Below are 22,162 nucleotides of genomic sequence, written 5' to 3'. Positions count from 1 at the left end.
AATAGGCAAGATTTTCGGTAGGCCGGCAAACCGCTGTCCGTGTGTCATCAGGCCGACCCTCAGGCGAGAAACTGGCGAACCTGGTCCTACCGCTCCCACTCTTCCTTCTCCGGCGCCATCAGCACACCGAGCTTGCGCTCCAGTGCCTGGGCCTGCTCTCCCGAAAGCCGGAGATCGAAGGCAACCGAGCCGTCTTCGCGGTCGTCGCGACCATCGACCAGCGCATTATCGTAGACCCAGGAGACCAACGACAGCTTTTGCGGCGGAACGACGATCGTCACCTCGGTCAGCACGCCGGAGAGGCGGTGCGAAATCTCGTCCATGAGAGCATCGACGCCCTCGCCGGTGACGGCCGAGACTGCCATGACGTTTTCGCGCCCGGCAGCCTTTTCGGTTATGGCGTCATGAGCTTCCGGCTCAAGTCGGTCGACCTTGTTCCACACCTCGATGATGCGGGCGTCCCGCTCCTTCTCATCGATGCCGAGGTCGGCGAGAATACGCAGCACGTCACCGGCCTGCGCGCCATTGTCAGGGTCGGACATGTCGCGCACGTGAAGAACTAGATCGGCTTCCAGCACTTCTTCCAGTGTCGCCCGGAAGGCGGCGACCAGATGGGTCGGCAGGTCGGAGATGAAGCCAACGGTGTCGGAGAGGATGACGGTGCGGCCATGCGGCAGCTTCATGCGGCGGAGCGTCGGGTCGAGCGTGGCAAACAGCATGTCTTCGGCGAGAACACCGGCGCCGGTGATGCGGTTGAACAGCGTCGACTTGCCGGCATTGGTATAACCGACAAGCGCCACGATCGGATGCGGCACTTTGCGGCGCTTGGCGCGGTGCAGCTGGCGGGTGCGCACCACCTGCTCCAGCTCCTTCTCGAGCTTGACGATGCGGTCCTGCAGCATGCGCCGGTCGGCCTCGATCTGGGTTTCACCCGGGCCACCCATGAAGCCTGCGCCACCGCGCTGACGCTCAAGGTGGGTCCAGCTGCGAACCAGACGGCCCTTCTGGTAATTGAGATGCGCCAGATCCACCTGCAGCGTGCCCTCCTTGGTGGAGGCGCGGCGGCCGAAAATTTCAAGGATCAGACCGGTGCGGTCGATGACCTTGGCGTTCCAGTGTTTTTCGAGATTGCGCTGCTGCACGGGCGTCAGCGGATGGTCGACGATGACCAAGCCGGCATCGTGTTCATCCAGAAGTGCGCCGATTTCCTCGATTTTGCCCGTACCGATCAGGGTTGCCGGACGCGGCTGGGCGACTGGAATAATCAGCCCTTGCACAATCGTCAGATCGATCGCGCGGGCAAGGCCGATGGCTTCTTCCAGCCGGCTCTCGTCGGTGCGCCGAGGCGCAAAGCCGGATGCATCGCCCGGCAGTGCGCGCGCGCCCTTGTTCTGTTTCAGAACCGGCACCAGCACGACGGCGCGCATATCATCGCGCCGCTTTTCCATTTCCGGCACGAGGGATTCGTTGGATGTATCGCGCGTCGTGGTAATGGTGATCGTCCTTCAGTGACAGGCAGCACGCGCTGCATTTTTAAATGCCGAATTGAGCGGTGTGGGACCCTGCAGCGTCGTTACGTGCTTTTCAAGGATGCGGGCACCGTTCAAGGCGCGCATAGGCTCCCTGAAGGCTTCCCGCCATTCAACCGATGACGCCTTGGCACAAAAGGGTAAGGCACGGGCAAACATCAATGCCATCGCAGCCCACTCGTGCCACAGATGGGGCGAGCGGAACTGCAATTCAACCGGCAATCATGGAAATTGCCTCTGGGGGTATGTTCAGGCAGCGCTCTCTTCGCTTTCGAACATCTGCATCGGCTGGCCCGGCATGATGGTCGAAATTGCATGCTTGTAGACGAGCTGCGAATGCCCGTCCCGGCGCAGCAACACGCAGAAATTGTCGAAGGACGTCACAACGCCCGTCAACTTGACGCCGTTGATAAGAAAGATAGTGAGAGAGATTTTCTGCTTCCGGACCGTGTTGAGAAACAGATCCTGAAGATTTTGAGAACGTTCCGCCATAGCGCCGCTTCTTTCTTTCTTGCCGGCTTGAGCGCCGGGATATTGATCACGCGTGAGAAAACAGTGGCAAACCCTCTCCTGCCTCCGCAATCCGCATGATTGGTTATCAAATCGCCGTCTTTTCCGCAACGCCGAATACACGACGGCGGTGAGATGGAAAAACGCCGCCACAACCCCTAATACAGCGCGCTCAAAGCCCTTTGAGGAGGGCATAAGCAGATGCCCTCACCTGGATTGCGCCTGCGAAGAAACACGGGGCTGGAGGTGCGCGCGTCACGGCAGCCTAGTCATGCGAATCGCAACCGTCTTGGCGTGCGGCAAATTTTGGTGTCATTTTTAAAAATACTGGATCGACACGCGAAACAGTTGCTCGACATCCTTCACGGCCTTTGAGGTTGCAAACAGCACCACGCGATCCCTGGCGCGGATGCGGGTGTCGCCGCTCGGGCGAAGCACCGTGCCGTTGCGCATGATCGCACCGATACGGATGCCCGCCGGCAGGTCGAGATCGCGGAAGGGGCGGCCAACGAGCGGCGAGGTTTCCAAGGCTTCGGCCTCGATCACCTCGGCTGCACCGTTCTGCACCGCATAAACGGAGCGGATACGTCCCTTTCGCACGTGCTGGAGAACACGGGAAATGGTCACGGCGCGCGGATTGATCAGCGAATCGATATTGAGGGAAGCACTGACATCGCCGAGAGACGACGAGTTGACCAGCACGAGATTGGATTTGCAGCCCAGCGCCTTGGCCATCACGGCGCTTAGGATGTTGACCTGGTCGCTGTTGGTGAGCGTTACGATCAGATCGGCATCCTGGATATCGGCCTGCTGGAGAATGTTCTGGTCGAGTGCCGAGCCATGCAGCACGATCGTGTGGCGCAGGTGCTCGGAGACGGCAACGGCGCGGTCCCGGTCGCTCTCGATGATCTTGATGCGTGTCTTCGGCTGCATTTCCTCAATGCGGCGGGCAACATATTGGCCGATATTTCCGCCACCGGCGATAATGATGCGGCCGGCTTCCTTTTCTTCGTGGCCGAACAGGCCGAGCGTGCGCCGCGTGTGGTCGCGCTGGCAGATGACATAGGCGAGATCGCCCGCCTGCAGCTGGTCGGCCGAGCGGGGAACGAACAGCCGGCCCTGGCGGTGGATGCCGACGACGGTGGCGACAAGATCGGGAAACAGTTGGCTCAACTGTTCGAGCGGCGTGCTGATGACCGGGCAGTCTTCCATACATTCGATGGCAACCATGGCGATATGGTCTTCGGCGAACCGCGCAACGTCGGTGGCTCCCGGAAACGAGATGCGCCGCAGCACCATCTTGCCCACTTCGATTTCCGGCGAAATCGTCACGTCGATCGACATGTTCTTGCTGCTGAACAGATCGGCATATTCCGGCAGGAGATAACTTTGAGCGCGGATGCGGGCGATTTTCGTCGGTACGCTGAACAGGGCATGCGCCACTTCGCAGGCCACGATATTTACTTCGTCATAGAGGGTGACAGCGATGATCATGTCCGCCTGCTCGGCGCCGGCCTTGGCCAGGACGTCCGGATGGGCGCCGTGGCCGACATAACCGCGCACATCCAGCGTCTCGGTAATCGCATTGATCAGCGTTGCCGAAGTGTCGATGACGGACACTTCGTTATCCTCTTGCGACAGCCGTTCCGCGATGCCGTAGCCAACCTGGCCCGCGCCGCAAATGATTACCTTCATGACGTCCCCTCAAACCCCGGCGCGACGGCGACTTTCAGTCGCAATAGCACATCAAACGCCAAGTGATTTCAACTTGCGATGGAGCGCCGAGCGTTCCATGCCGACGAATTCAGCGGTGCGGGAAATATTGCCGCCGAACCGGTTGATCTGCGCCACCAGATAATCGCGCTCGAACATTTCGCGTGCTTCGCGAAGCGGCAGTGTCATGATGTGGTGATCGCCCTTGCCGGACATCTTCGGCAGCATGTCGCCGAGATCGGTCGGCAGCATATCGGCGGAAATCGGCGTGTCGGGCCCATCGGTGCGGGCCAGAATCATCAGCCGCTCGATATTGTTGCGCAACTGGCGCAGATTGCCCGGCCAGTCATGCGCCTGCAGCACCGCCATGGCGTCGTCACCGATCTTGCGCGGACGAATGCCGGCCTGTTCGGAAATCTGGCGCATGAATCCATCGACAAGGAAGGGAATATCCTCGCGACGCTCGGCAAGGGCCGGCACCTTGACCGGAACGACAGCAAGCCGGTGATACAGATCCTCGCGGAATATTCCCTCACCGATCAGGCTTTCGAGATTGTAGGCGGTGGAGGAGATGATGCGCACATCGACCTTGACCCGCTTGTTGCCGCCGACGCGCTCGAACTGTTGGTCGACCAGCACGCGCAGGATCTTGTTTTGCGTCTCGCGCGGCATTTCTCCCACTTCGTCGAGGTAGAGAATGCCGCGATGGGCCTCTTCCAGCGCGCCGATCTTGCGCGGCTGGCCAGGCCCGCCTTCAGATCCGAACAGCGCCATTTCCATGCGCTCGGGCGTGATCGTTGCGGCATTCAGCGCCACGAAGGGCCCGGCGGCACGCGACGAGCGACGGTGGATCATGCGGGCCACCAGTTCCTTGCCGGAACCGGAAGGGCCGAGGATCATGATGCGGCTGTTGGTCGGCGAAACCTTCTCGATGGTCTGGCGCAGCTGCGAGATTGCAACGGAGGTGCCGACCAGTTCTCCGGCGTCGCCGGTGCGCTTCTTCAGTTCCGTCACCTCGCGGCGCAGTTTTGAGTTTTCCAGCGCCCGCTCGGCAATCAGGATCAGCCGGTCTGCCTTGAACGGCTTTTCGATAAAATCGAAAGCGCCGCGCTTGATGGCGGAAACCGCTGTCTCGACATTGCCGTGGCCGGAAATCATCACCACCGGCAGGTCCGGATGGCGTGCCTTTACCTCGTCCAGCAAGGCCAGTCCGTCCAGTTTGCTGCCCTGCATCCAGATGTCGAGGAAGACGAGGCGGGGAACGCGATCGGAGATGGCAGCCAGCGCGCTGTCGCTGTCATGGGCAACGCGCGTTTCATGGCCTTCGTCGGAGAGAATACCGGACACGATATCACGGATGTCGGCTTCGTCATCCACGACCAGAATATCAGACGCCATAGGACACTTCCTTTTCATTGTCTGTTTCGGGGGCTGCTGCCGCCTGCGGATGCGGCAGGATCACCCGGATCATGGCGCCTTTGCCATGATCGAAATCGGCCGGCGCATCGTGCAATTCGAGCTGCCCGCCATGTTCCTCGATGATTTTCTTGACGATCGCGAGCCCAAGGCCGGTGCCTTTTTCGCGCATCGTCATATAGGGTTCCAGGATCCGGTGACGGTTTTCCACCGGAAGCCCCTTGCCATTGTCGATCACATCCACCTTGAATTCATCGCGGCTGGCATCGAAGGCGGCGCGCACCAGCACGCGGCGACCGTCGCGTTCTTCCTCGCTTGGCACGGCTTCAATCGATTCGACAGCGTTCTTGATGAGATTGCCAAAGGCCTGTCCCAGCATGCGCGCATCAAACAGGCCTTCGAGTGGCGCGTCGCCCAGTTCCCGCTGGAACCTGACATGGCTCGTGCCCATTTCGCGCAGAAAGATCGCGTCGCGCACGATGTCGCGAAGATCGGCACGTTCCTTGGCGGGTTTTGGCATCCGTGCAAAGGCGGAAAACTCGTCCACCATACGGCCGATATCCCCGACCTGGCGTACGATCGTGTCGGTGCACTGGTCAAACACGGCCCGGTCGCTCTCGTCGATCTGCTTGCCGTAGCGGCGCTTCAGGCGCTCGGCCGAGAGCTGGATGGGCGTCAGCGGGTTCTTGATCTCATGGGCGATGCGGCGGGCGACATCGGCCCAGGCGGTGGAGCGCTGCGCAATCACCAGATCGGTGATGTCGTCGAGGGTGATCACGTAGGATTCGGCGGAATTGCGCTGCTCCTCGCGCGTCACCTGGACAGAAAGCGTGCGCTCCTTGCCGCCGCGCATCAGGTAGACCTCCTTGCGGAAGTCTGCGCGCGCCCGCCCCGTGGCCTCCTTCAGCACCTGATCGATCTCCGGTGCCACGTCCGACAGCGGCTGGCCCAGAAGTTCCGCTGCCGGAAGCGCCAGAACGTCTTCGGCAGACGGATTGACGATGGTGATGCGATTGTCGTCCTCGACGCCGATCACGGCCGCCGTGACGCCGGAAAGCACGGCCTCGATGAACCGTCGGCGGTCGTCCACCTCGTCCTTGGCCACCAGAATTTCGTCGCGCTGACTTCGGATCTGCGAAATCATCTTGTTGAAGGTCCGCGACAGGTTGCCAACGTCGCCGTCGGCGGAGCGCACCGGCACGACGACGCTCAAATTGCCGGTCGCGACGCTGTCGGCGGCGCTGATCAGCAGGCGGATCGGCCGCACGATGCGGTCGGCAACGGCAATGGCCGTCCAGATGGCCGCGAGAAGCACGATCAGCGCAAAGCCGAGGTAAAGAACCGCAAAGGCCACCTGCAGGCTCATGCGGCCTGCTTCCATCGACTGGTATTCGGCGCGGTTATCCTCCATCAGCCGCATGGCGGCCATGACCTTCGGATCGACCGCGCGGATCGTATAGAGGAAGGCGCCGGAGATCGCATCGAGCCGGATGATGGCGCCGACGAGGTTTGTGACGCCGGGCGGAATGAGCGTCGGCTGGCCGGCCGCCGAGCTTGCCAGGGCATCCTTCGGGATGGCCGGCAGCGGCCGTTCCGTCTTGATATCGGCCTGGGCGATTGCCGTGCCGTCCTCGCGCACCAGGAAGGCACCGAGCAGGCCGCGCCCGCGCGCCTGGCGCGTCATCAGATCGACGAAACCGGTGCGGTCGAGATAAAACATGGCGCGGTTGCGCTCGAGATCATTGGCCATCGAGACGGTCTGGCCCTGCAGATAGCTGGCGTTTTCCAGCATATAGGCCTGGGCGACATCGAGTGACGACTGCACGATCGACTGCGTGCGCAGCGAAAACCAGCGGTCGAGCCCGACATTCAGCGTGATGCTGGCAAAGATCGCGACAAGAACGGCAGGTGTGATCGCCACAAAGGAGAACAGCACGACGATGCGCACATGCAGCCTTGCGGCCGCCCTGCCCCGCCGCCGGGCCTTCAAAAGCCGGCCGACCTCACGGGCAATCAGATACATCAGGCCGAGCACGAACAATGCGTTGAGAACGGCAGAGGCAATAACGACATTGGTCGTCGGCGCAATCGGCGTCAGTCCAAGCAGCACGAACAGGGTGAACATCGCACAGGACAGCGCACCGCCAGCCAGCAGCAGGCCGGGCAGCGCAAACGAGGCCCTGCGGTCCTGCACCAACGTCGCCGGATCGTCTCCGGCGTCGGTTGCCAAGCCATCTGTCATTCCGAAATCCACTTCTAACCTCGCGGGAACGCGAGGCGCATGCATGTGACCCAAGGTCTCCGCGACGGCGAACAGATGTTCGCCCCCGAGAGGCTTATGCCAAGGCGCCCTTGCGTGACTATTGAGCAACGCAATGTGGCGAAAATGCAACGAGGTGTCCTGCGCTGTCAAGCCGCAAAGGCTTATGCGCCGCGCGAGCTGCGGTAGACGGAGACACCGAGTTCGCGGATTTTCTTGCGCAAAGTGTTGCGGTTGAGGCCAAGAAGATCGGCAGCCTTGATCTGATTGCCGCGCGTGGCGGTGAGTGCGGCAAGGATCAGCGGATATTCCATTTCGGTCAGCACGCGGTCATAAAGGCCTGGAGGCGGCAGGTTATCGCCAAAACCGGCGAAATAGCTGCGCATGTTCTCCTCCACCGCCTGCGCGATGGTGAGATTGCCCGAGCGCGCGCCCATCTTGTCGATCGGGCTGTCGGGGACGTCCGAACGAAGCTCCGATTCCATGATTTCGCGGGTGATGACTTCCTGGGGATAAAGTGCCATCAGCCGACGCACGAGGTTTTCCAGCTCGCGCACATTGCCGGGCCAGGCATAACCCTTCATCACATCCAGCGCTTCATTGTCGAAACGCTTGGCGTCAAGGCCTTCCTTTTCGCCGAGCTGCATGAAGTGGCGCACCAGATCGGCAATGTCTTCGGCGCGGTCGCGCAGCGGCGGCAGGCGCAGCGGCACCACGTTCAGGCGATAGTACAGATCTTCGCGGAACAGGCCCTGGTTGATCAGCTGCTTTAAATCCTTGTTGGTGGCCGCCACGATGCGCACGTCGGTGCGGATCGGGGTTCGCCCGCCAACGGTGGTATATTCCCCCTGCTGCAGCACGCGCAAAAGACGGGTCTGGGCATCCATCGGCATGTCGCCGATTTCGTCGAGGAAGAGCGTGCCGCCCTCGGCCTGCTCGAACCGGCCGGTCGAGCGGTTCTGCGCGCCGGTAAACGCGCCCTTCTCGTGGCCGAACAGTTCCGATTCGATGAGATCACGCGGAATGGCCGCCATGTTGATGGCAACGAAGGGGCCGTTTCGGCGCTTGCCGTAATCATGCAGCGCGCGCGCCACCAGTTCCTTGCCGGTGCCTGATTCGCCGGTGATCATCAGCGTCAGGTCCGTCTGCATCAGGCGGGCGAGTACGCGGTAGATTTCCTGCATGGCGGCGGAACGGCCAACCAGCGGCATGCCATCCTGCATGTCGTCATCGAGCTTTGCCGGCTTGCGCTTCGGTTCCGACAGAGCCCGGCCGATAATGGCAATCAGTTCGGTGAGGTCGAAGGGTTTTGGCAGGTAATCATAGGCGCCCTTTTCGGAAGCCTTGATCGCCGTCATGAAGGTGTTTTGCGCGCTCATCACCAGGACCGGCAGTTCCGGCCGGGATTTCTTGATGCGCGGCAGAAGGTCAAACGCGTTCTCGTCGGGCATGACGACGTCGGTGACGACGAGATCGCCCTCGCCGGCCGAAATCCAGCGCCAGAGCGTGGCGGCATTCGAGGTGATGCGGACGTCGTAGCCCGCGCGGGTCAGCGCCTGGTTCAGTACGGTGCGGATGGCCGCGTCGTCGTCGGCGACAAGGATCGTAGCGGTCATTTCAAGTTTCCTGTCGTGTTCAAGCTGCGGCCATCATCGGGGTAGCCGTCATCCTTGTGCATGGGCATCAAAACGCGGAAAATCGTTCGGCGGGCCTGGCTGTCGCATTCGACGATGCCGCCATGGGCGCCGATGATTTTTGCAACAAGCGCAAGGCCAAGGCCCGAGCCATTGGTCTTGGTGGTGATGAAGGGATCAAACAGGTGCGGCACGAGATCGCTCGGCACGCCCGGTCCATTGTCGATGACGCAGAATTCCAGCGGCAGCGAGATTTTTTCGCGCGTGCCGGCCACCGACAGGCGGATGCCGGGGCGATAGGCCGTCGTCAGCATGATCTCGCCATCCTGCTGGTCGCCGATGGCTTCGGAGGCGTTCTTGATGAGGTTCAAAAACACCTGCACCAGTTGGTCTCTGTTGGCATAGACCGATGGCAGCGACGGATCGTAGTTTTCCAAAATCTTGATGTCGCGGGCAAAACCGGCCTTGGCGATTGCCTTCACATGGTCGAGCACGGAGTGAATGTTGAGCGGCAACCGGTCGACCGGTCGTTCGTCGGAAAACACTTCCATGCGGTCGACCAGTGAAACGATGCGGTCGGTCTCATCGCAGATGAGGCGCGTCAGCGACCGATCCTCGTCGGGAACAACGCTTTCCAGAAGCTGAGCCGCACCTCGGATGCCAGACAACGGATTCTTGATCTCATGCGCCAGCATGGAGGCAAGGCCGGTCACCGAACGGGCTGCGGCCCGGTGCGTCAGCTGCCGGTCGATCTTGTCGGCCATGCTGCGCTCCTGGAAGACAACGACCACCGAACCCGGTTCGCTGACAACGGGTGCGACGTAGAGGTCGACCAGCTTTTCCTGGCCAAGCCGTGGCGAGGAAAGATCGACACGGTATTCGTTGACGGGGGCGCGGCGGTCGCGCACCTGATCGATCAGCGCCAGAAGCGGGCTGCCGAAGGGAATGAAGGTGGAAATCTTGTTGCGGGCCAGATGCGAGGCGCTGGCGCCGAAAAAGGCTTCGGCCTCCCAGTTGGCAAAAGCGATGCGTCCGGTGTCATCCACCAGGATAACAGGGTTCTGCACCGAATTCAGCACCGCCATGGCCAGCGGGTTGTTGCCGCTGCCATCGTGCGAGATCGCGCTCATGCTGCCTCCCTGCTGGCGTTGCCGGCCCCTGTGGCAATCGCGTCCCAGAGGACGCGCGCGACCACATCGGCATTTTTCTCCGTCATCAGTGCTGCCTTTCGTTCCGCCGCAAAATGCGGCGCACAACGGTCGAGATACCAGCCCACTTGTTTGCGGGCATGGCGAAGACCGGCTTCGCGTCCATAAAATTCCAGCATCATCTCATAGTGTTCGCAGGCGACATCCGCCATTTCGCGTGCCGACGGCAGAGCGTGGCCGGCAAGGACGCCGGGATGCCAGGGACGCCCCTGCGCACCGCGTCCGAGCATCACGGCATCGGCGCCCGAGCGGCGCAGGATTTCGTGGGCATCGTCCACCGTCTCTACATCACCATTGGCAATGAGCGGAACGGCGATGACCTCGCGCACGCGGGCAATCGCATCCCAATCGGCACGGCCTTCGTAAAACTGCATGCGGGTGCGGCCATGCACGGTAATCATTTTTACGCCGGCCTGTTCTGCACGGGCGGCAATCTCAGGCGCATTCAAGGACGTCTCATCCCAGCCGAGCCGCATCTTCACGGTCACGGGAATGGAGACGGCGCCCACCACCGCCTCGATCAGCGACAGCGCATGATCGGGATCGCGCATCAGCGCCGAGCCGGAATAACCGCCCGTGACCTTCTTTGCCGGACAGCCCATGTTGATATCGACGATATCGGCGCCGTTGGCTTCCACGATGCGGGCTGCTTCCGCCATCCAGTGGGCCTCGCGCCCGGCGAGCTGCACCATGTGCGGGCGAATGCCGGTGCCTTTCAGGCGTTCCCATGATTCGCCACGATTGGCCGCCAGTTCGCGGCTTGCCACCATTTCCGTCACCACAAGCCCTGCCCCATAACGCCAGGCGAGCTGGCGGAAGGGTAAATCCGTCACGCCCGACATCGGCGCCAGCACAACTCGATTGCGGATCGCGACAGGCCCAATCGAAAAAGGACGAGCGAGGGACGGAGGGTTCAACTGATGATCTTTCGGGCACATAAAGTTTCTGCACTATTTTTATTCACAGATTGAGCGTTTGCCAAGAGCAATTCCCAAACTGCGATATTTCAGGGCGACGTGCTGGAAATGGGCGTTTTGAGTCTATAGTTCTCCAGTGTCAACTCACCCAGTCCTTTACTCCCGTCAATCCCACCAGTTAGCGAGCCCGGCAGGCAGTTTCATGACAATTGGCATCGTTATCGTGGCAGCGGGACGCGGAGAGCGGGCCGGTTCGCCCCAGGAAGGCCCCAAGCAGTATCGCCGCATCGGTGGTGAGGCGGTGATCCACCATGCGCTGAGGCAGTTCCTCACCTGGCCGCGCTCTGGTCCGATCGTGGTCGTGATCCATCCGGATGACGAGACACTGTTGTCCGACGCCGTGCGTGGCCTTGCCGGCGCGCAATCGCTGATCACCACATTGGGCGGTGAAACGCGCCAGCAATCGGTCTTCGCGGGCCTGCGGGTGCTGTCGCAAACTGATGCGACCCATGTGATGATCCACGATGCCGCACGCCCCTTTGTCGATCATGCGCTGCTGGACCGGATCGCACAGGCGTTTGACGACGGTGAGGAGGCCATCCTGCCCGCCTTGGCTGTGACCGATACGCTGAAACGCGCCGGCGCCGATGGTGTGGTGCATGAAACCGTGCCGCGCGCCGGGCTTTATGCGGCACAGACACCGCAGAGCTTTTTTCTTCCCGCCATCCGTGCCGCGCATGACAAGGCTGCAAGCCTCCGGCGCGACGATTTTACCGACGATGCCTCGATTGCCGAATGGGCCGGACTGACGGTCCGGCTGGTCGAGGGATCCGCCGACAATGTGAAACTGACGATCAAGCGAGACCTTGCCATGGCCGACGAAAAACTTTCCTCCGCGCAGATGCTGCCTGATGTGCGCACCGGCAATGGTTATGACGTGCATCAACTGGTGCCGGGCGACGGCGTGACGCTTTGCGGCGTGTTCATGCCCCATGACCAGAAACTGAGCGGCCATTCGGATGCCGACGTGGCGCTCCATGCGCTGACCGACGCGCTGCTTGCCACCTGCGGCGCCGGCGATATCGGCGATCATTTTCCACCAAGCGACATGCAGTGGAAGGGGGCGGCGTCGCGGATCTTTCTCGCCCACGCCGCAGAGATCGTGCGCCAGCACGGCGGCATTATCACCAATGCCGATATTTCGCTCGTGGCCGAAGCACCGAAAATCGCGCCACACCGGGAGGCCATGCGCCGCAATCTCTCGGAAATTCTCGCCATTTCGCTGGATCGTTGTTCGGTGAAGGCAACCACCAATGAAAAAATCGGCTTCATCGGCCGCAAGGAAGGTATTGCCGCCATTGCAACCGCGACAGTCGTTTATGGCTTCCTGAAGCCATGAGCGTGTTTGCGGGCGAGATAGAGGTTTTGGCGCAGCAGGTGATCAGCCTTTGCGCGGCGCGCGGCTGGCAGGTGGCGACAGCCGAATCCTGCACCGGCGGGCTGATTGCCGGCGCGCTCACCGACGTGTCTGGTTCCTCTGCCGTCGTCGACCGGGGTTTTGTGACCTATAGCAATGCGGCAAAGCAGGAGCTGATCGGTGTCGATGCCGCAACGCTTCAGATATTTGGCGCCGTGTCGCGCGAAACGGCACTGCAGATGGTGAAGGGCGCGCTGCTCCGTTCGAACGCGTCCGTGGCCGTCGCCGTCACCGGCATTGCTGGCCCCGGTGGCGGCTCGGTCGAAAAGCCGGTCGGCCTCGTCCATATCGCGGCGATGACGAAGACCGGCGCCCTCCTCCACCGCGAGATGCGCTATGGCGATCTCGGCCGCGACGGCGTGCGCCTGGCAACCGTCAGCACGGCGTTATCCCTGCTGATCGAGCTTGCTCAGGCGTAAATCTTGTCGGCGCGCGTCTCGAAGGCTTCGGCAAACATGCGAAACGCCCGGTCGAACATCGAGCCCATGACGGCGCCGAGAATGCGGCTCTTGAACTCGTAGTCGATGAAAAAATCCACCACGCACCCTTCAGGCGCCGGCGTGAAATGCCAGCGGTTGTCGAGATACTTGAACGGCCCTTCGATGTATTTGACATCGATGGTGAGTTCAGCCGGATTGAGCAGGACCTGCGTCGTAAAGGTCTCCCGGATGGCCTTGTAGCCAACGGTCATATCCGCCACCAGAAGCGTCTTGCCGTCACGCTCCTTGCGGGAGCGCACCGTCAGCCCGTCGCAGAGCGGCAGGAATTGCGGATATTTTTCGATATCCGCAACAAGGGCGAACATGTCTTCTGGGGAATGCCGGACGGGGCGGTGATTTTCAAACTTTGGCATGACACTGAGCTAGTGGTGGAACGATCGGTTGGCAAGAGACAGTTCGTCGCGTGCTGTCTGGAGTTTTTCCAGACAGGCCTAATGCGAATTTAACCTTTATCACCAAGAATTGTGATGGGCGGATCGAACAGCAGGCGGTTCCCTGCTGTCGCGCAATGTGTGCCGCAACAGGTTCAACATCGGATTACGCACAAAAAACAGTGTCTTGGGGCCTCATTTTCTTTTTGGGCGACAATGTCCGGCTCCTATCAGCAGGCCGGGCAGCCCGCGAAAAAATGGCCAAGAGATGAAATGGCATGATGATGCAACCAAACAACATGGCAAGAATGACAGACGATTTCACACAGGTCATGCGGCTGCTCGAATCGGCCCGGCAGCTGGCTGAAATGAACAACCTGACGATGCTGGTCTACCTGGTCGAAGTCGCCAAGGCGGAGGCACGCAGCCACCGCTTCGAGTTGCGCGAGCGCAAGCGCGGCCAGATCGTCACCGACGACTAGGCTTACTCGGCCGCAATCATCAGCTTCTTCTCGCGGGCGGCCCGAAGGCGTGCGAAATCGTCGCCGGCATGGTGCGAGGAGCGGGTCAGCGGGCTCGAGGCCACCATCAGGAAACCCTTCGTATAGGCCACCGTCTCGTAAGACTTGAATTCGTCGGGCGTCACGAAGCTCATCACCTTGTGGTGCTTGCGTGTCGGCTGCAGATACTGGCCGATGGTGAGGAAATCGACATCTGCGGTGCGCAGGTCGTCCATCAGCTGCAGCACTTCGTTGCGCTCTTCCCCAAGGCCGACCATGATGCCGGATTTGGTGAACATCGTCGGATCAAGTTCCTTCACCCGCTGGAGCAGGCGCACGGAATGGAAATAGCGCGCGCCGGGGCGCACCGTCAGGTAATTGCCGGGCACCGTTTCCATATTATGGTTGAACACATCGGGCTTTGCCGCCACGACCCGTTCCAGTGCTCCCGGCTTTTTCAAGAAGTCCGGCGTCAGGATCTCGATGGTCGTCAGCGGCGAGGCGCCGCGAATGGCCCAGATCACCTTTTCGAAATGCTCGGCGCCACCGTCGGCGAGATCATCGCGGTCGACGGAGGTGATGACGACGTGGGACAGGCCCATCTGCTTGACGGCCTTGGCAACATTTTCCGGCTCGTCCATATCAAGCGCGTTGGGCTTGCCGGTCGATACGTTGCAGAAAGCGCAGGCGCGGGTACAGATCTCGCCCATGATCATGAAGGTGGCGTGTTTCTTGTCCCAGCACTCGCCGATATTGGGGCAGCCGGCCTCCTCGCAGACGGTGACCAGCTTGTGCTCCTTCACGATGGAACGCGTTTCGGCATAACCCTTTGATGTCGGCGCCTTGACGCGGATCCACTCCGGCTTGCGCATCACCTCCGTATCGGGACGGTGCGCCTTTTCCGGATGGCGGGCACGCTTGGTCTCGTCTGGAGGCGAGATCCTGTCAAGAATTGTAACCATGACAAATTGCTTTCCTGACCGCTTCGCGCGGTGTTTAGCGTCTCACGAGTTTGGCGACAAATAGCAGAGCGCAGGCGCCAATGAAACCGCTGACCAGACCGCCCCAGGCGCCGGGTTCAACCCATATGCCGGCACGCTCCAGAATGGCGGTGGCAAGGGCTGCACCCACCACACCGATGACGATGTTCATGAACACGCCAAAGCGCAGATCCATCAGCATACCGGCAAGCCAGCCGGCCAGTCCGCCAATGATGATCGTGCCTAAGAAACCCAAACCTTCCATGACCGTTCTCCGTTTACGGACATCCATATGGTCCCTCAGGAACCCAATCACAATGGCAGCTTTTCGAGCAGCTATAGCAGCTCTTATGCCCCATCCCGCTATCGCCACCTCTCCCCACGCTGCGGGGAAAGGGTTGGGATGAGGGCAAAGCCGAATGCCTTTGCGTTTAAGCGTTCAGCACCTTGCCATAGGCGTCGAGAACGCTTTCCTTCATCATTTCCGACAGCGTCGGATGCGGGAAGATGGTGTGCATCAGTTCTTCTTCGGTCGTCTCCAGGTTCATGGCGATGACAAAACCCTGGATCAGTTCGGTCACTTCCGTGCCAACCATATGCGCACCGATCAGTTCGCCGGTCTTCTTGTCGAAAATGGTCTTTATCATGCCCTGGTCTTCGCCCAGCGCAATCGCCTTGCCGTTGGCGGCAAACGAATAACGACCGACGCGGATCTCGCGGCCTTCGGCCTTCGCCTTGGCTTCTGTCAGGCCGACGGAGGCGACCTGCGGGTTGCAATAGGTGCAGCCCGGGATTTTCGCCTTGTCCATAGGATGAACGCCCGGCACGCCGGCGATCTTTTCGACGCAGATGACACCTTCATGCTCGGCTTTGTGAGCGAGCATCGGGGGGCCTGCGACGTCGCCGATGGCATAAAGGCCCGGCACGTTGGTCTTGCCGTAACCGTCGATGACGATGCAGCCGCGGTCGGTCTTCACGCCCAGCGCTTCAAGGCCGAGGTTTTCGATATTGCCCTGCACGCCGACAGCCGAGATCAGGCGATCCGCGGTGATCGTCTGCACCTTGCCATCCTTGGTCTCGACATGGGCGGTGATGGAATCAGCGCCCTTCTCGACCTTGGTCACCTTGGCTTCGGTGATGATCTTCAGGCCGCGCTTTTCCAGCTGCTTGCGGGCGAAGGTGGAGATTTCCACGTCCTCGACCGGCATGATGTTGGCCATCAGTTCAACGACGGTCACATCGACGCCCATGGAGCGATAGAAGGAGGCAAACTCGATGCCGATGGCGCCGGAGCCCATGACGACGATGGATTTCGGCATGAAGTCAGGCTTCATGGCTTCGAAATAGGTCCAGATCAGCTTGCCATCCGGCTCTATGCCGGGCAGTGCGCGCGGGCGGGCGCCTGTGGCAACGATGATGTGCTTGGCCGTGTAGGTGCCCTCGCCCAGCACGCCCTTCGGCACCGGGTTCTGCGGCTGAACGACCGGCTTTGTCATTTTGCCGACAACGATTTCGCCGGGCTTGGTGAGTTTTGCCTCGCCCCAGATCACGTCGATCTTGTTCTTCTTCATGAGGAAGCCGACGCCGCCATTGAGGCGGGCCGAAACGCCGCGCGAGCGGGCCACGACATCCTTCACATCAGCCGTCATAGTGCCATTCAGCGTCAGGCCGAAGGACTTTGCATGATTGGCATGATCGAGGATTTCCGCCGAACGCAGCAGCGCCTTTGTGGGAATGCAGCCCCAGTTGAGGCAGATGCCGCCGAGATGCTCGCGCTCGACGATGGCCGTCTTCAGACCGAGCTGGGCCGCACGAATGGCGGTGACATAACCGCCCGGACCCGAGCCGATGATAATGATGTCGTAGGACTGAGCCATGGCGCTTCCACTCCTTGGATGATCTCGAAATACGGCCAAGGCCGTTTCCTGTTCTTTTATCCGGGAGTGGCGCGCCCTCTGCCGCCTAGACCTCGATGGTCTCGGGCCTTGGCTCGGCCTGCGTCAACATCCCGTACAGTTCGTCCTTTAATGCCAGACGCTGCTTGCGCAACTCTGCCATGTGAAGATCATCGCAGGGCTCGATATCCGTTTCGGCCCGGTGGATGCGATGATTGATCTCTTCATAATCCACCGCAACCCGGTGGAAATGACCGTCCGTTTCCCTTAAGTGCCGCATCAGCACCAGGTGTTCCGGAAATTCCTGCGCAAGATGGTGTGGTGTGTTCGACATGATCGTTCCTCCGTTCTGGATGATGCATCATGTTACAACCACAAGCTCCGTTCTCTCCTTGACCCTGATCAAACGTCTTGACCCTGGTTAAATGTTCGGGCGCCTCAAAGCCCCAGCATCATGCGCACGACAGGTTCAAGCCCCTGCCCGATTGCCCGCGTATTCTCCGCATCCAGATGGATTCCGTCGAGCGGAGTGGTTTGCGCCACCGATCCCGCATCGAAGAAACTGCAGCCCATTTCGTCGGCGAGGTCCCGGTAGAGGCTAGCCAGCATGGCCGACTCTTCCAGCGCATCGCGAAACATTGCGGCAAACGGCACATTCGCCGTCTCGCAGATCTTTGGCGGCGCCACGAGCAGGATGTCTGGTGCATCGAAATCGCTGCCCCAGACATGGTAATAGATGAGGTTGACCAGCCGCTTCATGCCGCGAACCGCTGCAAAGGCCGAACCTGCCGGCCCCCGCTTCAGATCGTTGGTGCCGAGCATGACGATGACGAGATCGAGAGGCGCATGCGTCTCCAGAAGGCTCGGCAACAGCTTTGCACCGTTCCTCTCGCAATCGGCGAGATAATCGTCATAAGCCGTCGTGCGCCCGTTCAGACCCTCGGCAATCACCTTGACGGAAGTCCCGAGCGCGCTTTCCAGCACGCTCGGCCACCGGTCTTCAAAGGCATGACGCGACTGCGTTTCCGGGTCATATCCCCACGTCAGACTGTCGCCAAAGGCCAGAACGGTTTGCATGTTCCGCTCCCGGCTCAGACCAGCATGCCCATCGGGTTCTCGATGTAGCGCTTGAAGGCGCCGAGAAGTTCGGCCCCGAGCGCGCCATCGACGCAGCGATGGTCGGTCGACAGCGTCACGGACATGACATTGGCGATCTTCATCTCACCGTTCTTGACCACGACCCGCTCCTCACCCGCGCCGACGGCCAGAATGGTGGCATGCGGCGGGTTGACGACGGCGGAAAAGTTCTTGACGCCCATCATGCCCATGTTGGACACGGCGGTGGTGCCGCCCTGATACTCTTCCGGCTTCAGCTTGCGATCCTTGGCGCGCTTGCCGAGATCCTTCATTTCCGCCGAAATGGCAGACAGGGTCTTGGTTTCGGCCTTGCGGATGATCGGGGTGATGAGGCCACCGGGGATCGACACGGCAACGCCGACATCGGCATGCTTGTGCTTGACCATGTTCGTCTCCGTCCAGGAAACGTTGGCATCCGGCACGTCGCGCAGCGCCAAAGCGAGTGCCTTGATCACCATGTCGTTGACCGAGAGCTTGTAGGACGGTGCGCCATCCTTGCGGGGGGCAGCATCGTTCAGCTGGGCGCGAAGCGCCAGCAGCGCATCCAGTTCGCAATCGACCGTCACATAGAAATGCGGGATCGTCTGCTTGGATTCGACAAGGCGCTTGGCAATCGTCTTGCGCATGCCGTCATGTGGCACAAGCTCGTAGGAGCTTGGGTCGAACAGTTTCAGCACAGCGTCGTCGGAAGCGGGCTTGGCAAGCGTCGGGGCAGCGGCAGGCGCCGATGCCGGTGCAGTCGAAGCCGGTGCAGCCTTGGCGGAACCGCCGGCAACAGCCTTTTCGACGTCGGCCTTGATGACGCGGCCCTTCGGACCGGAGCCGGAAACGTTGGCGATATCGACGCCAGCTTCCTTGGCCACGCGGCGGGCAAGCGGCGACGAGAAGACGCGCTCACCTGAAGATGCCGATGCAGGGGCAGCGGCCGGTGCGGCCTCAGCCTTTTCGGCCGGCGCTGCAGCAGGTGCAGCCTCAGCCTTCGCTTCAGGAACGGCTTCGGCCTTCGGAGCTGGTGCTGCAGAACCGCCACCGGCGGCAGCGGCTGCGACATCCTCGCCGTCTGCGGCGAGAATGGCGATCAGCGCGTTGACTTTCACGCCTTCGGTGCCGGCGGCAACGACGATCTTGGCAACAATGCCTTCATCCACCGCTTCGACTTCCATCGTGGCCTTGTCGGTTTCGATCTCGGCGATGACATCGCCGGATTTCACCGTGTCGCCCTCCTTGACCAGCCACTTGGCGAGGTTGCCCTCTTCCATCGTGGGAGAGAGGGCGGGCATCGTGATGTTGATTGGCATATTAATCCTCCGCCCACACAAGTTCGAACTGAGCAAGTTCTTCCGGGTTTTCAATCATCCGGGCGACCTGTTCAGGAGGCACTTCGATATATCCAGCAACGTCTTCGAGCCAGCCGTCGACGGCTCCGATCACGCCGATTTCTTCGCGCGGAACGCCGACGATAACTTCGGTTTCCTCAGTTTTGACCAAGGCCCAGAACACGACCCTTTCCAGAACCGGACTGTCTTTGGTCCCCATCACCCTGAACCAGGAACCCGAGACAGGCAGGATCTGCTTCACAGAAGACTTAGGCATGAGCCAGATCCCTCACTTGTAGCAGACGGCTTTGACGGCCTCGACGACTTCGCCGACATTCGGCAGAGCCAGTTTTTCGAGATTGGCCGCGTATGGCATCGGCACATCCTTGCCGGCAATCGTCAGCACCGGCGCATCGAGATAGTCAAAGGCCTGCTGCATGACGCGGGTGGCGATTTCCGTGCCAACCGAGTTCTGCGGGTAGCCTTCCTCGACGGTCACCAGGCGACCGGTCTTCTTGACCGATTCGATGACGGTCGGCAGGTCCATCGGACGCAGCGTGCGCAGATCGATCAGTTCGACGTCGATACCGTCCTTCTCCAACTCGGCAATCGCCTTGATGGCATAGGTCATGCCGATGCCCCAGGACACGATGGTGACGTCCTTGCCGGTCTTGTGGATGCGCGCCTTGCCGATCGGCAGGACGAAATCATCCAGTTTAGGCACTTCGAAAGACTGGCCGTACAGAATCTCGTTTTCCAGGAAAACGACCGGGTTCGGATCGCGGATGGCCGCCTTCAACAGGCCCTTGGCGTCGGCTGCCGTGTAGGGCATGACGACCTTGAGGCCCGGAATCTGACTGTACCAGGAGGAGAAATCCTGGCTGTGCTGGGCGCCAACGCGGGCGGCAGCGCCGTTCGGACCGCGAAAGACGATCGGCGCGCCCATCTGGCCACCGGACATGTAGAGCGTCTTTGCAGCCGAGTTGATGATCTGGTCGATCGCTTGCATGGCGAAGTTGAAGGTCATGAACTCGACGATCGGCTTCAGGCCGGACATGGCCGCACCGACGCCGACACCGGCGAACCCGTGCTCAGTGATCGGCGTATCGACGACACGCTTGGCACCGAATTCCTGCAGCAACCCCTGCGTGATCTTGTAGGCGCCCTGGTATTCGGCAACTTCCTCACCCATCACGAAAACGTCGCCATCACGGCGCATTTCTTCGGCCATGGCGTCGCGCAGCGCTTCACGCACCGTCGTCATCACCATTTCCGTGCCGGCCGGGATATCCGGGTCGGCGGCCACGTCGACCTTCGGGGCTGCCGGAACCTTTGCGGCTTCCTTGGTCGCCGTCGGCTCTTGCGTCGCTTCACGGGCCTTGCCGCCAGCCGCGTCGGAGGTTGCAGCAGGGGTATCGGCATCAGCCTTCGGCGCAGACGATCCAATCGAATCGGCGCTTTCGCCGTCCTGCAACAGGACAGCGATCGGCGTGTTGACCTTGACGTTTTCGGTGCCTGCGGCAATCAGCAGCTTGCCGATCACACCTTCGTCGACGGCTTCCACTTCCATGGTCGCCTTGTCAGTTTCGATTTCGGCGATCACGTCGCCGGAGGTGACCTTGTCACCTTCGTTTTTAAGCCACTTGGACAGCGTGCCTTCTTCCATCGTCGGAGAGAGGGCGGGCATCAGGATATCGATAGGCATTTACAGGTCCCTCCCCGCAATCACAGAAGAATGTCGGTGTAAAGCTCGGATACATCCGGCTCCGGATCGGCCTGGGCGAAATCGGCACTGTCCGAAACGATGTCACGGATTTCCTTGTCGACCGCCTTCAGCTCGTCTTCACTCGCCCAGTCGCGCTCAAGAAGGCGCATCCGGACCTGTTCGATCGGATCGTGTTCGGAGCGCATCTTCTGCACTTCGTCCTTGGAGCGATACTTGGCCGGGTCGGACATCGAGTGACCGCGGTAACGATAGGTCAGCATTTCGAGAATGATGGGACCCTTGCCGGAACGGCAATGCTCGAGCGCCTCGTCACCGGCAGCCTTTACGGCGCGCACGTCCATGCCATCCACCTGGATGCCAGGAATGCCGAAACCGGAACCGCGCAGAGAATAGTTCGACTGCGCGGTCGCGCGCGCTGTCGAGGTGCCCATGGCATAACGGTTGTTCTCGACGATATAGATGATCGGCAGCTTCCAGAGCGCCGCCATGTTGAAGCTCTCGTAAACCTGGCCCTGGTTTGCCGCGCCATCGCCGAAATAGGCAACGGATACACTGTCATTGCCGCGATATTTGTTGGCAAAGGCCAGACCGGTTCCGAGCGACACCTGGGCGCCGACGATTCCGTGTCCGCCGTAGAAGTGCTTTTCCTTGGAGAACATGTGCATCGAGCCGCCCTTGCCGTGCGAATAGCCGCCGCGACGTCCGGTAAGCTCTGCCATCACGCCGCGCGGGCTCATGCCGCAGGCCAGCATGTGGCCGTGATCGCGATAGGCGGTGATGACCTGGTCACCCTCTTTCTGGGCCATCTGCATGCCGACAACGACAGCTTCCTGGCCGATATAAAGGTGACAGAAACCGCCGATGAAGCCCATGCCGTAAAGCTGGCCGGCCTTTTCCTCGAATCGGCGAATAAGGAGCATTTCCCTGTAGGCCTTGAGTTCCTCGGCCTTATCGAACTCGGCGATAGCACCGCCATTGCTCTTTGCAGGCTTCGCTGCTGTCTTTCGACCGGCCGCGGACGCGACTTGCTTGGGCGCCATGCACTAACCTCCCTGCGTGTTTGTTGGTTGTCG

The 22,162-nt window shown here is 60.8% G+C and carries 21 protein-coding genes; 3 read left to right on the top strand and 18 right to left on the bottom strand.

Going from position 1 to position 22,162, the window contains the following annotated elements:
* Positions 1–86 precede the first annotated feature (86 nt).
* The 8 genes from hflX to dusB all read right to left on the bottom strand — a co-directional run bounded on the left by hflX (position 87) and on the right by dusB (position 11,208).
* Positions 87–1,427, bottom strand: a complete 1,341-nt coding sequence (hflX, locus tag AC4CWH_RS07195) for a GTPase HflX (RefSeq protein ID WP_491321377.1) — start codon at positions 1,425–1,427, stop codon at positions 87–89.
* A gap of 351 nt (positions 1,428–1,778) precedes the next feature.
* Positions 1,779–2,021 carry an RNA chaperone Hfq gene (gene hfq, locus AC4CWH_RS07190; RefSeq protein ID WP_056335505.1) on the bottom strand — a complete coding sequence of 81 codons (243 nt, stop codon included), beginning with the start codon at positions 2,019–2,021 and terminating at the stop codon, positions 1,779–1,781.
* Between the two features lie 336 nt (positions 2,022–2,357).
* Positions 2,358–3,734, bottom strand: a complete 1,377-nt coding sequence (trkA, locus tag AC4CWH_RS07185) for a Trk system potassium transporter TrkA (protein ID WP_491281458.1) — start codon at positions 3,732–3,734, stop codon at positions 2,358–2,360.
* A 51-nt stretch (positions 3,735–3,785) separates the two neighbouring features.
* Positions 3,786–5,150, bottom strand: a complete 1,365-nt coding sequence (gene ntrX, locus AC4CWH_RS07180) for a nitrogen assimilation response regulator NtrX (protein ID WP_491320993.1) — start codon at positions 5,148–5,150, stop codon at positions 3,786–3,788.
* Positions 5,140–7,410 carry a sensor histidine kinase NtrY-like gene (locus AC4CWH_RS07175; RefSeq protein ID WP_491281456.1) on the bottom strand — a complete coding sequence of 757 codons (2,271 nt, stop codon included), beginning with the start codon at positions 7,408–7,410 and terminating at the stop codon, positions 5,140–5,142. Before AC4CWH_RS07175 ends, ntrX begins: the two co-directional genes overlap by 11 nt.
* Positions 7,411–7,592: 182 nt before the next feature.
* A complete protein-coding gene (ntrC, locus tag AC4CWH_RS07170; protein ID WP_491320992.1) occupies positions 7,593–9,044 on the bottom strand; it encodes a nitrogen regulation protein NR(I) in 1,452 nt (483 codons plus the stop codon).
* Complete coding sequence (locus AC4CWH_RS07165; RefSeq protein WP_491320991.1) at positions 9,041–10,192, bottom strand: two-component system sensor histidine kinase NtrB; 1,152 nt, start codon at positions 10,190–10,192, stop codon at positions 9,041–9,043. Before AC4CWH_RS07165 ends, ntrC begins: the two co-directional genes overlap by 4 nt.
* Positions 10,189–11,208: a tRNA dihydrouridine synthase DusB gene (gene dusB / locus AC4CWH_RS07160; RefSeq protein ID WP_491320990.1), complete on the bottom strand. Its 1,020-nt coding sequence runs from the start codon at positions 11,206–11,208 to the stop codon at positions 10,189–10,191. Before dusB ends, AC4CWH_RS07165 begins: the two co-directional genes overlap by 4 nt.
* 181 nt (positions 11,209–11,389) lie before the next feature.
* On the opposite strand from dusB, the gene AC4CWH_RS07155 reads away from it, so the two are divergent.
* Both AC4CWH_RS07155 and AC4CWH_RS07150 read left to right on the top strand, forming a co-directional pair.
* On the top strand, positions 11,390–12,586 hold the full coding sequence (locus tag AC4CWH_RS07155; RefSeq protein WP_491320989.1) for a bifunctional 2-C-methyl-D-erythritol 4-phosphate cytidylyltransferase/2-C-methyl-D-erythritol 2,4-cyclodiphosphate synthase: 1,197 nt from the start codon (positions 11,390–11,392) through the stop codon (positions 12,584–12,586).
* Positions 12,583–13,083: a CinA family protein gene (locus tag AC4CWH_RS07150; protein ID WP_491320988.1), complete on the top strand. Its 501-nt coding sequence runs from the start codon at positions 12,583–12,585 to the stop codon at positions 13,081–13,083. Before AC4CWH_RS07155 ends, AC4CWH_RS07150 begins: the two co-directional genes overlap by 4 nt.
* Here the strand turns inward: AC4CWH_RS07150 and AC4CWH_RS07145 are convergent.
* Complete coding sequence (locus AC4CWH_RS07145) at positions 13,074–13,517, bottom strand: type II toxin-antitoxin system RatA family toxin (RefSeq protein ID WP_491320987.1); 444 nt, start codon at positions 13,515–13,517, stop codon at positions 13,074–13,076. The two genes, AC4CWH_RS07150 and AC4CWH_RS07145, sit on opposite strands and share 10 nt — an antisense overlap.
* A gap of 296 nt (positions 13,518–13,813) precedes the next feature.
* Between AC4CWH_RS07145 and AC4CWH_RS07140 the strand changes: the two genes are divergently transcribed.
* A complete protein-coding gene (locus AC4CWH_RS07140; protein ID WP_491281449.1) occupies positions 13,814–14,017 on the top strand; it encodes a hypothetical protein in 204 nt (67 codons plus the stop codon).
* A 2-nt stretch (positions 14,018–14,019) separates the two neighbouring features.
* On the opposite strand, the gene lipA is transcribed toward AC4CWH_RS07140, so the two are convergent.
* The 9 genes from lipA to pdhA form a co-directional block, all read right to left on the bottom strand.
* Positions 14,020–14,997, bottom strand: a complete 978-nt coding sequence (gene lipA / locus AC4CWH_RS07135; RefSeq protein WP_491320986.1) for a lipoyl synthase — start codon at positions 14,995–14,997, stop codon at positions 14,020–14,022.
* Positions 14,998–15,031: 34 nt separating this feature from the next.
* Positions 15,032–15,280, bottom strand: a complete 249-nt coding sequence (locus AC4CWH_RS07130; protein WP_491281447.1) for a GlsB/YeaQ/YmgE family stress response membrane protein — start codon at positions 15,278–15,280, stop codon at positions 15,032–15,034.
* 166 nt (positions 15,281–15,446) lie between these two features.
* Positions 15,447–16,892, bottom strand: coding sequence for a dihydrolipoyl dehydrogenase (gene lpdA / locus AC4CWH_RS07125; protein ID WP_491320985.1), 1,446 nt, complete (start codon positions 16,890–16,892; stop codon positions 15,447–15,449).
* 85 nt (positions 16,893–16,977) lie between these two features.
* On the bottom strand, positions 16,978–17,244 hold the full coding sequence (locus AC4CWH_RS07120) for an HP1242/YdcH family protein (protein WP_491320984.1): 267 nt from the start codon (positions 17,242–17,244) through the stop codon (positions 16,978–16,980).
* Positions 17,245–17,348: 104 nt separating this feature from the next.
* Entirely contained in the window at positions 17,349–17,987 is a 639-nt protein-coding gene (locus AC4CWH_RS07115; RefSeq protein ID WP_491320983.1) for an SGNH/GDSL hydrolase family protein, read from the bottom strand.
* 14 nt (positions 17,988–18,001) lie between these two features.
* Complete coding sequence (locus AC4CWH_RS07110) at positions 18,002–19,345, bottom strand: pyruvate dehydrogenase complex dihydrolipoamide acetyltransferase (RefSeq protein ID WP_491320982.1); 1,344 nt, start codon at positions 19,343–19,345, stop codon at positions 18,002–18,004.
* A gap of 1 nt (position 19,346) precedes the next feature.
* Positions 19,347–19,640: a hypothetical protein gene (locus tag AC4CWH_RS07105; protein ID WP_491320981.1), complete on the bottom strand. Its 294-nt coding sequence runs from the start codon at positions 19,638–19,640 to the stop codon at positions 19,347–19,349.
* 12 nt (positions 19,641–19,652) lie between these two features.
* On the bottom strand, positions 19,653–21,068 hold the full coding sequence (locus AC4CWH_RS07100; RefSeq protein ID WP_491320980.1) for a pyruvate dehydrogenase complex E1 component subunit beta: 1,416 nt from the start codon (positions 21,066–21,068) through the stop codon (positions 19,653–19,655).
* Between the two features lie 20 nt (positions 21,069–21,088).
* Positions 21,089–22,129: a pyruvate dehydrogenase (acetyl-transferring) E1 component subunit alpha gene (gene pdhA / locus AC4CWH_RS07095; protein ID WP_491281440.1), complete on the bottom strand. Its 1,041-nt coding sequence runs from the start codon at positions 22,127–22,129 to the stop codon at positions 21,089–21,091.
* Between the last annotated feature and the right edge of the window lie 33 nt (positions 22,130–22,162).

This window comes from Neorhizobium sp. PAMB6716 (assembly GCF_058242805.1).
This window is presented reverse-complemented; position numbering and strand designations above follow the sequence as displayed.

Coding starts and splice junctions, on each gene's coding strand:
- hflX (WP_491321377.1), bottom strand. CDS start 1,427: ATGCGCGCCGTCGTGCTGGTGCCGGTTCTGAAACAGAACAAGGGCGCG.
- hfq (WP_056335505.1), bottom strand. CDS start 2,021: ATGGCGGAACGTTCTCAAAATCTTCAGGATCTGTTTCTCAACACGGTC.
- trkA (WP_491281458.1), bottom strand. CDS start 3,734: ATGAAGGTAATCATTTGCGGCGCGGGCCAGGTTGGCTACGGCATCGCG.
- ntrX (WP_491320993.1), bottom strand. CDS start 5,150: ATGGCGTCTGATATTCTGGTCGTGGATGACGAAGCCGACATCCGTGAT.
- AC4CWH_RS07175 (WP_491281456.1), bottom strand. CDS start 7,410: ATGACAGATGGCTTGGCAACCGACGCCGGAGACGATCCGGCGACGTTG.
- ntrC (WP_491320992.1), bottom strand. CDS start 9,044: ATGACCGCTACGATCCTTGTCGCCGACGACGACGCGGCCATCCGCACC.
- AC4CWH_RS07165 (WP_491320991.1), bottom strand. CDS start 10,192: ATGAGCGCGATCTCGCACGATGGCAGCGGCAACAACCCGCTGGCCATG.
- dusB (WP_491320990.1), bottom strand. CDS start 11,208: ATGTGCCCGAAAGATCATCAGTTGAACCCTCCGTCCCTCGCTCGTCCT.
- AC4CWH_RS07155 (WP_491320989.1), top strand. CDS start 11,390: ATGACAATTGGCATCGTTATCGTGGCAGCGGGACGCGGAGAGCGGGCC.
- AC4CWH_RS07150 (WP_491320988.1), top strand. CDS start 12,583: ATGAGCGTGTTTGCGGGCGAGATAGAGGTTTTGGCGCAGCAGGTGATC.
- AC4CWH_RS07145 (WP_491320987.1), bottom strand. CDS start 13,517: ATGCCAAAGTTTGAAAATCACCGCCCCGTCCGGCATTCCCCAGAAGAC.
- AC4CWH_RS07140 (WP_491281449.1), top strand. CDS start 13,814: ATGATGATGCAACCAAACAACATGGCAAGAATGACAGACGATTTCACA.
- lipA (WP_491320986.1), bottom strand. CDS start 14,997: ATGGTTACAATTCTTGACAGGATCTCGCCTCCAGACGAGACCAAGCGT.
- AC4CWH_RS07130 (WP_491281447.1), bottom strand. CDS start 15,280: ATGGAAGGTTTGGGTTTCTTAGGCACGATCATCATTGGCGGACTGGCC.
- lpdA (WP_491320985.1), bottom strand. CDS start 16,892: ATGGCTCAGTCCTACGACATCATTATCATCGGCTCGGGTCCGGGCGGT.
- AC4CWH_RS07120 (WP_491320984.1), bottom strand. CDS start 17,244: ATGTCGAACACACCACACCATCTTGCGCAGGAATTTCCGGAACACCTG.
- AC4CWH_RS07115 (WP_491320983.1), bottom strand. CDS start 17,987: ATGCAAACCGTTCTGGCCTTTGGCGACAGTCTGACGTGGGGATATGAC.
- AC4CWH_RS07110 (WP_491320982.1), bottom strand. CDS start 19,345: ATGCCAATCAACATCACGATGCCCGCCCTCTCTCCCACGATGGAAGAG.
- AC4CWH_RS07105 (WP_491320981.1), bottom strand. CDS start 19,640: ATGCCTAAGTCTTCTGTGAAGCAGATCCTGCCTGTCTCGGGTTCCTGG.
- AC4CWH_RS07100 (WP_491320980.1), bottom strand. CDS start 21,068: ATGCCTATCGATATCCTGATGCCCGCCCTCTCTCCGACGATGGAAGAA.
- pdhA (WP_491281440.1), bottom strand. CDS start 22,129: ATGGCGCCCAAGCAAGTCGCGTCCGCGGCCGGTCGAAAGACAGCAGCG.